The sequence below is a fragment of the Pseudomonas sp. GOM7 genome (assembly GCF_026723825.1).
Classification (GTDB): Bacteria; Pseudomonadota; Gammaproteobacteria; order Pseudomonadales; family Pseudomonadaceae; genus Aquipseudomonas.
Map to the genome: position 1 here is coordinate 1,021,404 of NZ_CP113519.1, position 11,951 is coordinate 1,033,354.

Here is an 11,951-nt window from a genome sequence, read left to right on the forward strand (position 1 = left end):
GGCTGGCTCGACTGTCTGTCGGTTATTTCCTGGCACAAGGCCATCCTCGAAAAGTCTGTCTAGACTACGCTCAATGAATGCGGAACGTTCGTACACGAATGCTGCGCGGTTGCTATTGGATGAGCGGGGGAAAATCAATGGAGGGCAGCGTCGTTGCACCACCCAAGCCGTGGCGTCCCGTACTGTTGGCGCTGCTGCTGCTGTCGGTGCTCGCCGGGTTGCTGTTGTGGCAGTGGCAGGTCTATCAGGATCGGCAGGCCGAAGGGCATCAGCAGCGTTTTCAGCTCGAGGCGCAGGAGATAGGCCAGCAGGTGCTGGCGCGCATGCAGAGCTACGAGATGGTGCTGCGGGGTGTCTCCGGGCTGCTGATCGGCAGCGCTGACGTCTCGCAGGCGGAATGGGATCGTGCCCTCGATCAGTTGCAACTGCAGGATCATTACCCCGGCATCCAGGCCGTGGCCTGGTCACGCTTCATCCGTGCCGAGCAGCTTGGGGAATTTCTTGCCAGGCAGCGGGCACAAGGGCGTCTGGACTATCAGGTATTTCCCGAGGGAGAACGCCAGCACTACCTGCCCATCGACTACGTCAGCCCGCTGGACTGGCGCAATCGGCGTGCGCTGGGGTTCGACATGTTCAGTGAGGCCGTGCGGCAAGCCGCCATAGAGCGGGCCATCGAGACGGGGGAGGCCAGTCTCAGCGGGCCAGTGGTATTGCGCCAGGAGACCGAAATCAACCAGCAGCCTGGGGTGTTGTTGTTTCTGCCGGTTTTTCAGTCTGGCAAGGCTCTGAACACCGCGCAGGAGCGCCGTGCAGCTCTGCTGGGATTGGTGCATGGGGCCTTTCGTATCCATGACCTGATCGAGGGCATTCTCGGGCTGCAGAGTCGCCGCTTCGATATCGTTCTGGCCGATCGGCAGGCGAGCGATAGCCCCTTGCTCAGCATGGCGCGTCCGGGAGCATCGCAGCCGCCGCTGTTCGCCAGCCAGCAGGATCTGGAGCTGTATGGGCGTACCTGGTCACTGAAGGTGTTCGGCACCGCCGAGTATGAGCGTGCGGTCAACGCCGAAACTCGCCAGTTCAATCTCTGGGCTGGGGGGGCGGTGGCCGTGTTGCTGGCTCTGCTGGTCGGCAGTTATCTCTATCAGCGTGATCGCAAGCAGTACACGAGCGCGCTGGCCACCGCCAAGCTGAAGGAGCGCGAGGAGCGCTTCCGCCTGCTGATCGAGCGCCTGCCGGTGGCGACGCTGCTGTGCAGCGACTCAGGCCGCATCGAGATTGCCAACCGCAGCGCAGCCGAGTTGCTCGGCTGCACGGTGGCAGAGTTGATTGGCGAGTCCGTGCTGCGGGTGATCCCCAATCTCGAATCGCCTCATGACTTGCCGGCACAACTGGCCGATTCCGACGAGCGCACGTTGCGCACGCTGCGTGGCGATTCGGTTCCGGTCAGCATCAGCCTGAACAGCCTCTACGAAGGCAGCGGATATCTGCTCAACCTGGTCGACCTGCGTGCACGCAAGGTGGCTGAAGAGCGCTTTCGTCTGGTGGTGGAGGCATCGCCCAATGCCATCTTGCTGGTCGATGGCATGGGGCGTATCGCCATGGTCAATCGCCAGACCGAACTGCTCTTCGGTTACGAACGCCAGGCGCTGCTCGGCGAGCCGGTGGAAATGCTCCTGCCCACCGCGCAGCGGGGCAATCACGTGGCGTTGCGCCGGGGTTATCAAGCCATGCCCGAGCAGCGCCGCATGGGCGGCAATCGCGAGCTCTTCGGGCAGCATCGAGAGGGGCGCATGATCCCACTGGAAGTGGGGCTGTCACCTATACGCAGTGGTGACGAGAACCTGGTGCAGGCGGTGATCATCGACATCAGCGAGCGCAAGGCGGCCGAACACAAGCTGCGCGATCAGGCCGAGCAACTGTTGTTGGCCAACCGCTACAAATCCGAGTTTCTCGCCAACATGTCCCATGAGCTGCGCACGCCGCTCAACAGCATCCTGATTCTCAGCGACCAGCTCCGCCAGAACGTGGCGGGCAACCTTACCGAGAAGCAGACCAAACATGCCGATATCGTCTATCGCGCCGGCAGCGATCTGCTGCAACTGATCAACGACGTACTCGATCTGGCCAAGGTCGAGGCGGGGCGCATCCAGATCAAGCTGGAACCGATCAACATGCAGGACGTGCTGGTGGAACTGGATGCCAGCCTGCGTCCGATGGCCGAGGTCAAGGGCCTGCGTCTGCATACCCAGCTCGATGCCGGTGTGCCGCGCGTGGTGCATACCGACCGCGTGCGTCTGCATCAGATCCTGCGCAACCTGCTGTCCAACGCGCTCAAGTTCACCGACAGAGGCGAGGTGACGCTGACCGTGAGTAGCGAGGGGCGCCAGACCGACGAGCGCGAGTTGCTGTGTTTCTGCGTTCAGGATACCGGCATCGGCATCGATCCCGCGCAGCACGAGCAGGTGTTCCAGGCCTTCCAGCAGATCGACGGTTCCACCAGTCGCCGCTTCGGTGGCACCGGCTTGGGTCTGGCCATCACTCGGCAACTGGTGATGGCCCTCGACGGTGACATCAGCTTGCAGAGCACGCCGGGGCAAGGCTCTGCCTTTACCGTCCGGCTGCCGGTACAGACGGCCTCTGCTAGCGTCCCCGAGGCGCAGTACGAGGCACCACAGCGGGCCGGTGAGGGGCCGCCGCTGCTGATTGTCGAGGACGATGCCAATTTCGCCGCGGTGATCGCTGAAGAGGCCCATGCTCATGGGTTTTCCAGCGTGCAGTGCCGCACTGGGTTGCAGGCTCTCACGCTGTTGCAGCACGAGACCTTCGCGGCGGTGATCCTCGACATTCTCTTACCCGATCTCAGTGGCTGGCAGCTCTTTCGTCGTCTGCGTGCCCAGCCGAGCCACCGCTATACGCCAGTGCACATCATCTCTTGCGTACCGCAACCGGCGGGCTGGAATGACGACGGTACGCGCTATCTGGTCAAACCCATCGGCCGTGATGAGCTGGAGCAGGTTTTCGTCGAGCTGGGCCATGGCTCTCTGCAGGAGCGCAGCCTGCTGCTGGTGGAGGATGTCGAGGCCGAGCGCGAGCATTATCGCGAGCAACTGACGCAACTGGGCTTGCAGGTCACCGCCTGCGCGGATGCCGAGCAAGCCTGTGCTTGCTATGCACAAGGCAGCTTCGCCGCCCTGGTGATCGACCTCGATCTGCCCGAGCAGGATGGCTTCGTCCTGCTCGACAGGCTCAACCAGATACGCCCGTTGCAAGGCACGCGGGTGGTGATCAATACCGGTGTCGACGTCACCCAGCAGAGCCTGCAGCGCTTGCGTCGCTACAGTGCGGTGGTGGTGTGCAAGCAGGGTGAGGACAGTGAGGCGCTATGCCGTGCCGTGCAGGGGTTTCTCGGCGATGTGCGTGCGCCGGAGCCGACGCAGGTGATCCACAGCCCTCTGCAAGGGCGACGCATCCTGCTGGTGGATGACGATGTGCGCAATCTCTACGCCATGACGGCGCTGCTCGACGAGGTGGGGTTGTGCGTGACGGCGGTCAAGGATGGTCTGGAGGCCATCGCCAGTTTTCAGCAGGAGCCCTTCGAGCTGATCCTGATGGACATGGCCATGCCCAACATGGACGGCTACACGGCCACGCGCCTGCTCAAGGAGGAGCATGACTGCGGCGTTCCCATCATCGCTCTCACGGCCCACGCCATGAAAGGTGATCGCGAGAAATGCATCGCCGCGGGCGCTGACGACTATATGGCCAAGCCGGTCAAGCGTGATGAGTTGCTGGTGCTACTGGAGCGCTGGCTGGGGGCGTCTGTCGGGGCGCCTTCTGGCAATGATCTAAGCTGATGTTAGGAGTGAGCCGTGCACGGGCATAAGGACAGAGGTGGAGCGCTGGCGATGAACAGGAACGCTGCCATGGCTGACAGGCAGACCCTGTTGGTGGTGGACGACCGCGAGGAGAACCTCGAGGCCATGCGTGCCCTGCTGGAAGAGGGTGAGTGGCAGTTGCGCTGCGTGAGTTCGGGGGAGCAGGCGTTGCGCTGCCTGCTCGAGGAGGACGTGGGCCTGGTGCTGCTCGACGTGCAGATGCCCGGCATGGATGGCTTCGAGGTGGCTCGCCTGATGCGCGGCAACCCCCGCACCCGCCTGACGCCCATCATCTTCGTTTCCGCCATCGCTCAGACGCAGGATGCCGTGCTGCGTGGCTACAGCAGCGGGGCAGTGGATTTTCTGCTCAAACCCTTCGACCCGACCATGCTGCGGCACAAGATCCACAGCCTGCTGGAGCACGAACGCAATCGCAGCGATCTGTTGCAGCTGACCCAGCAACTCGATCGTGCCCGCGCCTTCAATGCCTCGGTGCTGGACAATGCCGCCGAAGGCATCATGGTGGTGGGCCAGGATGGGCGAATCCAGTTCGCCAACCCAGCCATGGCGCAGATGCTCGACGGCGAGGTGGGGGATCTGGAGGGCAGTGACTTCATGTCCTTCCTGAGAGCGCCTTCGACCAGCGGGGGATGGCTGCACTCGGAGTTCTACCAGCACTTCAAGCGTGATGAGACCTATCGCGAGCACGAGGCCATGCTGCGTACCTTCAAGGGTGGGCTGCTGCCGGTGGCCTTGTCCTGCTCGCCGCTGCCACGCTCACAGCACGCCATGGTGATCATCGCGCTGGACATGTCGGTGGTGCGCAACCTGCACGCGCAGCTCGAGTCGCAGGCGGTGACCGATTCGCTGACCGGCCTGCTCAACCGCCGGGGGTTCCACCAGGCCCTGGAGTCGGCCTTGGCGCGGATCGAACGCAGTGGTCAACGGGTGGCCGTACTCTATCTGGATCTGGACGGTTTCAAACGCATTAACGACTCCCTGGGGCATGCGGCCGGTGACCAGCTACTGCGGCGTGTCGGCGAGCAGCTCAAGTCCTGCTTGCGCCCTTACGACAGCCTGGCGCGTATCGGCGGTGACGAGTTCACCGCCTTGCTGGACAACCTCAGCCACCCCGAGGACGCCGCCAAGGTGGCAGAGAAACTGATCGAGATGATTTCCGTCAGGCATCGCATGGCGGGGGTGGATTTCACCCTGGGCGCCAGTGTCGGCATCGCCTGCTTCCCCGAATGTGGGCAGAGCGTCGAGGGCCTGCTGCGTGCAGCCGATATGGCCATGTACGAGGCCAAGCGTGCCGGGCGCCAGCAGTATCGCTTCTTCTCGCCGGAGATGAATGGCCGTGCGCGTTCGCGCCTGTTGCTCGAGGAAAGCCTGCGGCATGCCATCGAGAACGATGATTTCAGGCTGGTCTATCAGCCCCAGTACCACATGGCGACAGGCCGGCTGCGTGGTTTCGAGGCGCTGTTGCGCTGGCAGCACCGGGTGGCCGGCACGGTGGCGCCGAATGTCTTCATCCCGCTATTGGAGGAGACCCAGCTCATCAATCGTCTGGGGCCGTGGATCTTCCGCGAGGGTGCCAGGCAGCTCGCCGATTTCAGGCAGCGCTTCGGCGAGGAGCTGGTGCTGAGCATCAACGTCAGCCCGGTGCAGTTCGGCATGCCGCATCTGGTCAGCGATCTGCAGCAGGTGCTCGAGACCCATTGCCTGCATCCCAGCCAACTGGAGGTGGAAGTCACCGAGAGTGCGTTGATGCAGGATCTGGAGCGCACCCAGGCGCAACTGCGCCACCTGCGCGAACTGGGCGTGAGAATCGCCATCGACGATTTCGGTACCGGCTATTCATCCCTGGCCTATCTGCGCCACTTCGAGCTGGATACGCTGAAGATCGACCGTCTGTTCATCGCCAACATGCTCGATTCACCCCGCGATGCCGCCGTGGTCAGCACCATCATCGATCTGAGCCAGAATCTGGGCCTGGAGGTGATTGCCGAAGGGGTGGAAACCCAGGAGCAGCGTGACTGGCTGGTTGCCCATCATTGCGGTGTCATGCAGGGGTTTCTGGTGGCACCTGGCATCGCCGCCGATGCCGCACTGCAGGTGCCGGCGCAACTGGACTGGGCGCGGCTCCCTTTGCCGCGGCCTGATTGAGGCCGCTAGCTACCGAGGCCTTCCGAGCCGTAGCCCGGATGCCTCCAGGTCTATCGCCTATGCCTGCTGCTTGAGCGCGTCCAGCTCCGCATCCTTTTCTTGCCATAGCTGGTTGACCCATAGCTGGAAGCGCTGGCGGTATTCCTCGTCCTGATCGTAGTTATGGCCGATGAACTCGCGTGGAATGTCCACCTGCCTGAAGTTGACCTGCACCGCGTCCAGGCGGCCGCAGAGCAGATCCCAGAAACCGGGTATGCCGTGCGGGTAGTGGATGGTCACGTTGACGATGGCATGCAATTGCTCACCCATGGCATCGAGCACGAAGGCGATACCGCCAGCCTTGGGCTTGAGCAGATGCTTGAACGGTGACTGCTGCTGGGCATGCTTGGCCGGAGTCAGGCGGGTGCCTTCGAGGAAGTTGAACACCGCCACCGGGTTGGTCTTGTAGCGCGCGCAGGCCTTGCGTGTGGTGGCCAGGTCCTGGCCGCGCTTTTCTGGATGCTTGGCCAGGTATTCCTTGCTGAAGCGCTTCATGAAGGGGAACTCCAACGCCCACCAGCACAGGCCGATCACCGGCACCCAGATCAGCTCCTGCTTGAGGAAGAACTTGAGCAGTGGCATGCGTCGGTTGAGCAGGTATTGCAGCACCAGAATGTCCACCCAGCTCTGGTGGTTACTGGTGACCAGGTAGGAGTGTTGCGTGTCGAAACGCTCCAAGCCCTTTACCTGCCACTCGATACGACCGACCAGGCGCATCCAGAACTTGTTCACGCCGATCCAGCTCTCGGCGATGCCATGCATCACGAAACGCAGCGCACGCTGCACCGGAGCGAAGGGCAGCAGCAGTTTGAGCAGGGCGATGAAGAACAGCGGCCAACACCAGAACAGGGTGTTGAGGGCCAGCATCAGGCCGGCGATCAGGCCGCGCAGCGGGGCAGGCAGGAAGTGCAGCATCGGGCGAATGTCTCCAAGGGTGGCGCATGCTGGGGGTGTTCCAGACTACCCCCTAGGGTTTCAGACGCTGCGGCAGTCCCTGCTGCGAGCCGTTTCGAGCGGCAAGGTTAACGATTGTGCACTGACCTGCAAGTGCCAGGTGTGACCACCTGGTATCGCGCCGTAGGGTGCGCCGTGCGCACCGTGAAACAAGCGCGCTTCCTCTGGTGCGCATGGCGCACCCTACGGCCGCTTCAGCTCGGCGGATTGGCCGCCTGGATCGCGGTCAGGGCGATGGTGAAGACGATGTCGTCCACCAGCGCCCCACGCGACAGGTCGTTCACCGGCTTGCGCAGGCCCTGCAGCATGGGGCCGACGCTGATGCAGTCGGCGCTGCGCTGCACCGCCTTGTAAGTGGTGTTGCCGGTGTTCAGATCGGGGAACACGAACACCGTGGCGCGCCCGGCCACCGGGCTGTTCGGTGCCTTCTGCCGGCCGACGCTGTCGATCGCTGCGGCATCGTATTGCAGCGGGCCATCGAGCAGCAGCTCCGGGCGTTTCTGCCGGGCCAGGCGGGTGGCCGCGCGCACCTTCTCCACTTCCTCGCCGCTGCCGGAATCGCCGGTGGAGTAGCTGAGCATGGCTACCCGCGGCTCGATGCCGAAGGCCTGCGCCGAGTCGGCGCTCTGCAGGGCGATTTCCGCCAGTTGCTCGGCGCTCGGATCCGGGTTCACCGCGCAGTCGCCATAGACCAGTACCTGATCCGGCAACAGCATGAAGAACACCGAGGACACCAGGTTGTAGCCCGGTGCGGTCTTGATCAGTTGCAGGGCCGGGCGGATGGTGTTGGCGGTGGTGTGGATGGCGCCGGAGACCAGGCCGTCCACCTCGTCCAGAGCCAGCATCATGGTGCCCAGCACCACGGTGTCTTCCAGTTGCGCTTCGGCCATGGGGGCATTGAGGCCCTTGCCCTTGCGCAGTTCCACCATGGGCTCGATATAGCGCTGACGGATCAGATCCGGGTCGAGGATTTCCAGGCCTTCGGGCAGTTCGATGCCTTGCGCACGGGCCACGGCCTGCACCTCTTCCGGCTTGGCCAGCAGCACGCAGCGGGCGATGCCACGCGCCTGGCAGATGGCGGCCGCCTGCACGGTACGCGGTTCGCTGCCCTCGGGCAGGACGATGCGTTTGGCCGCGGCCTTGGCCCGCTGCACCAACTGGTAGCGGAAGGCCGGCGGCGACAGACGCAGATCATGCGGCGTGCCGCAACGGGCGCTCAGCCAGTCATGGTCGATATGGCTGGCGACGAAGTCGGAAACCTTCTCCGCCCGCTCCCGGTCATCCACCGGGATTTCCTTGTTCATACGGTTGAGGTTGGTGGCGGTGTCGTAGGAGCCGGTGCTCACCGTCATCACCGGCAGGCCGTTGGCCAGGGCAGCCTGGCACAGTTCCATGATGCGCGGATCGGGGGCGAAGTCGCTGCACAGCAGCAGGCCGGCCAGGGGCACGCCGTTCATCGCCGCCAGGCAGGCGGAGAGGATGATGTCGTCACGGTCACCTGGCGTAACCACCAGGGTGCCTGGCTTGAGCAGTTGCACGCTGTTGGCCACGGCGCGGGCGCAGAGCACGATCTTCATCATGCGTCGCTGTTCGTAATCGCCGGCGTTGAGGATGCGTGCACCGAGCAGTTCGGCGACGTCCTTGGTACGCGGCGCGTTGAGTTCGTCCTGCCAGGGAATGCAGCCGAGCAGGCGGAAGCTCTCGCTCTTGAGCAGGGGGGAGGTTTCCTCCAGACGTTCGGTGAAGGCGTCGATGCCGTCCTTGCTGCGCACCTTGTTGAGGATCACGCCGAGCATCTTGGGATCCTTGGGGCCGCCGAACTGCTGGGCCTGGATCTCGATACGGTCGCACAGTTCGCTGAGGCTCTCGTCCTCCGGTGCGCTGACCAGGATCACGTCGGCATCCAGGCTCTTGGCCAGGTGGAAGTTGACCCGTGCGGCGTAACTGGCATGGCGGGTCGGCACCATGCCTTCGACTATCACCACGTCCTTGTCGGCAGCGGCCTGCTGATAGAGGCTGATGATCTCTTCCAGCAGTTCATCCAGGTGTCCGTCACCGAGCATGCGTTCGACATGGCTCAGTGGCAGCGGCCTGGGCGAATTGAGGCCGTGGGTGCGCGAGATCAGTTCGCTGGAACGTTCCGGGCCGAGGTCGCCGGCATGCGGCTGGGCGATGGGCTTGAGGAAACCGACCTTGAGGCCGCTGCGTTCCAGCGCACCGACCAGGCCGAGGCTGATGGAGGTAAGGCCGACACCGAAGCCGGTGGGGGCGATGAAGAAGGTATGCATGAAAAAGCCTCAGTCGAGCAGGGCAAGGGTGTCGAGGGCAATCTGCCGCTCTTCGTTGGTGGGCACCACCAGCACGCGCGGGGAACCGGCGTAATGGATGGCACCGGCGACGCCGCGTACGCAGCGCGCATTGGCCTCGGCATCGAGTTGCAGGCCGAGCAGGCCGAGGTGATCGAGCGTCTTGCGGCGAACCAGCGCCGAGTTCTCGCCGATGCCGCCGGTGAAGACCAGGCCATCCAGACGGCGTAGCGCGCAACTCATCGCCGCCAGCGACTTGGCCAGGCGGTAGCAGAACACCTCGATGGCCAGGGTGGCGCCAGCGTGGCCCCGTTCGCGGGCCTGCTCCAGTGTGCGCATGTCGTTGGACAGGCCGGACAAGCCGAGCAGGCCGCTGTCCTTGTTGAGCATGCTGTCGATGCGCTCCAGGTTCCAGCCCAGGGTGCGGGCCAGATGGCTGTGCAGGTTGGGGTCGACGTCGCCGCTGCGCGTGCCCATCACCAAGCCTTCCAGTGGCGTCAGGCCCATGCTGGTATCGCGGCTCTGGCCATTCTCCACCGCGCAGGTGGAACTGCCGTTACCCAGGTGCGCCACCAGCCAACTGCTGGTCTCGAACGCCAGGCCGCTCATCTGTGCGGCCTTTTGGCTGACATAGCGATGGCTGGTGCCGTGGAAGCCATAGCGTCGCACGCCATGCTCGCGGTACAGCGCTTCGGGTACGGCGTAGCGATAGGCGTGCTCGGGCAAGCTCTGGTGGAAGGCGGTATCGAACACGGCGACCTGCGTAAGCGTCGGGAACAGCTTCATCGCCGCTTCGATGCCCTGCAGGTTGGCCGGGTTGTGCAGGGGCGCCAGGGGCGCGACCTGACGAATGGCTTGCAGACTGGCGGCATCCAGGCGGCTGGCGCTGGCGAAATGTTCGCCACCATGCACCACGCGGTGGCCGATGCCGTGCAGCTCACCGGCAGCGGCCTGCTGCACGATGGGCAGCAGATGCGACAGCGCCAGGCGATGATCGGCGCCTGGCAGCACCAGGCTGTCCTGGTGCTCGCCTCGTTGCCAGTGCAGCACCGCTTCCGGGCTGCCCAGGCGTTCGGCCAGGCCGCTGAGGATGAAAGCTTCTTGCGCTTCGTTGACCAGGGCGAACTTGATCGAGGAACTGCCGCAGTTGATGACCAGAATGTTGCGTGCCGACATGTGAGCTTCCTTGGATTCTTCGTGCGACCGATCCCTGGCGCATCGGCCATGGGCGAATGAGGGCCTGGAGCAACTGGGAATGCGTAGCCAGGGCCGATTCTGCCAGGGTGGTCGGTGGCGTACAGACTGAATATGGCCACAAGATAAGACTGCCAGCCAGCCGCCATACTCGCCCTGACGAAAATCAACGATACACACAGTCCATTTGTCAGGGGTCGGGTCGCAATCACGGCCGGCCTTGGTTAGACTTGATCATTCATTCCTCTTTCGCAAAAGGTCTCCCCATGCTGATCGCCGCCAACAAGGCCGTCTCCATCGATTACACCCTGACCAACGATGCTGGCGAGGTGATCGACAGCTCCGCTGGCGGCGCACCGCTGGTTTACCTGCATGGTGCCGGCAACATCATCGTCGGCCTGGAGAAGGCCCTGGTCGGCAAGCAGGCCGGTGACGAAGTGCAGGTCTCCGTCGAACCCGAAGAAGCCTACGGCGAATACAGCGCCGAGCTGGTCGCGACCCTGAGCCGCGCCATGTTCGAGGGTGTCGACGAGCTGGAAGTCGGCATGCAGTTCCATGCCTCCGGCCCGGACGGCAGCATGCAGATCGTCACCATCCGCGACATCGATGGCGACGACGTCACCGTCGACGGCAACCACCCGCTCGCTGGTCAGCGTCTGAACTTCCAGGTCAAGGTCGTCAATGTACGTGACGCCAGCCAGGAAGAAGTGGCTCATGGCCACATCCATGGTGAAGGTGGTCACCATCACTGATCGAGCCGAAGCGACTTGCGGTCGTCCTTTGCGAGGAAACCGCTGCTAAGCTCAATCATGCGATCAAGGCGCCTCAGGGCGCCTTTTTCATGCATCGCAACTGGCAGGGTAGCTTGCCCTGCTGCACTGGATTCGCCGAGGACGTTCGTCATGAGTGCCTTTCACGATCTCAATCTGCGTGCGCTGGACGGCCAGGATCTGCCGCTGGCGCCTTACAAGGGCCAGGTGGTGCTGGTGGTCAATGTCGCCTCCAAATGCGGTCTGACCCCCCAGTACGCCGGGCTGGAGAAGCTCTATCAACAGTACAAGGGCAACGGCTTTACCGTGCTGGGCCTGCCCTGTAACCAGTTCGCTGGTCAGGAGCCAGGCAGTGAGGAGGAAATCCGCTCATTCTGCAGTCTCAATTACGGCGTGACCTTCCCACTGGGCAGCAAGCTGGAAGTCAACGGCCCGGGGCGTCATCCGCTGTATCGCCTGTTGGCCGGTGAAGGCGCCGAATTCCCAGGTGACATCACCTGGAATTTCGAGAAGTTCCTGGTGGGCCAGGATGGCCGCGTGCTGGCGCGCTTCTCGCCACGTACCACGCCGGACGACCCGGCATTGATCCAGGCCATCGAGAAAGCCCTTGGTCTTTGAGAAGCGGCCAGTCTCTCGCCAATCGCCTG

At 63.6% G+C, this 11,951-nt stretch carries 8 protein-coding genes and 1 pseudogene; 4 read left to right on the forward strand and 5 right to left on the reverse strand.

What is annotated here, in order from left to right:
* Positions 1-137: 137 nt before the first annotated feature.
* Both OU800_RS04635 and OU800_RS04640 read left to right on the forward strand, forming a co-directional pair.
* Positions 138-3,854, forward strand: coding sequence for a CHASE domain-containing protein (locus OU800_RS04635; RefSeq protein WP_268181557.1), 3,717 nt, complete (start codon positions 138-140; stop codon positions 3,852-3,854).
* Between the two features lie 69 nt (positions 3,855-3,923).
* A complete protein-coding gene (locus OU800_RS04640) occupies positions 3,924-6,041 on the forward strand; it encodes a putative bifunctional diguanylate cyclase/phosphodiesterase (protein WP_268181558.1) in 2,118 nt (705 codons plus the stop codon).
* Positions 6,042-6,098: 57 nt separating this feature from the next.
* Here OU800_RS04640 and OU800_RS04645 read toward each other — a convergent pair whose 3' ends face one another.
* The 4 genes and pseudogenes from OU800_RS04645 to OU800_RS24190 form a co-directional block, all read right to left on the reverse strand.
* Complete coding sequence (locus tag OU800_RS04645) at positions 6,099-6,995, reverse strand: acyltransferase (protein ID WP_268181559.1); 897 nt, start codon at positions 6,993-6,995, stop codon at positions 6,099-6,101.
* A gap of 233 nt (positions 6,996-7,228) precedes the next feature.
* The gene (gene pta, locus OU800_RS04650; RefSeq protein ID WP_268181560.1) at positions 7,229-9,322 is read right to left on the reverse strand and encodes a phosphate acetyltransferase; all 2,094 of its coding nucleotides are present in this window, start codon (positions 9,320-9,322) and stop codon (positions 7,229-7,231) included.
* A gap of 9 nt (positions 9,323-9,331) precedes the next feature.
* Complete coding sequence (locus tag OU800_RS04655) at positions 9,332-10,516, reverse strand: acetate kinase (protein ID WP_268181561.1); 1,185 nt, start codon at positions 10,514-10,516, stop codon at positions 9,332-9,334.
* A 132-nt stretch (positions 10,517-10,648) separates the two neighbouring features.
* Positions 10,649-10,714: pseudogene (locus OU800_RS24190) on the reverse strand (DUF3565 domain-containing protein); the annotation flags it as partial.
* Between the two features lie 86 nt (positions 10,715-10,800).
* On the opposite strand from OU800_RS24190, the gene OU800_RS04660 reads away from it, so the two are divergent.
* Entirely contained in the window at positions 10,801-11,286 is a 486-nt protein-coding gene (locus OU800_RS04660; protein WP_268181563.1) for an FKBP-type peptidyl-prolyl cis-trans isomerase, read from the forward strand.
* On the opposite strand, the gene OU800_RS04665 is transcribed toward OU800_RS04660, so the two are convergent.
* Positions 11,280-11,438, reverse strand: coding sequence for a hypothetical protein (locus OU800_RS04665; RefSeq protein WP_268181564.1), 159 nt, complete (start codon positions 11,436-11,438; stop codon positions 11,280-11,282). The genes OU800_RS04660 and OU800_RS04665 overlap by 7 nt on opposite strands.
* Here OU800_RS04665 and OU800_RS04670 point away from each other — a divergent pair.
* On the forward strand, positions 11,437-11,922 hold the full coding sequence (locus OU800_RS04670; RefSeq protein ID WP_268181566.1) for a glutathione peroxidase: 486 nt from the start codon (positions 11,437-11,439) through the stop codon (positions 11,920-11,922). The two genes, OU800_RS04665 and OU800_RS04670, sit on opposite strands and share 2 nt — an antisense overlap.
* The last annotated feature ends 29 nt before the right edge of the window (positions 11,923-11,951 follow it).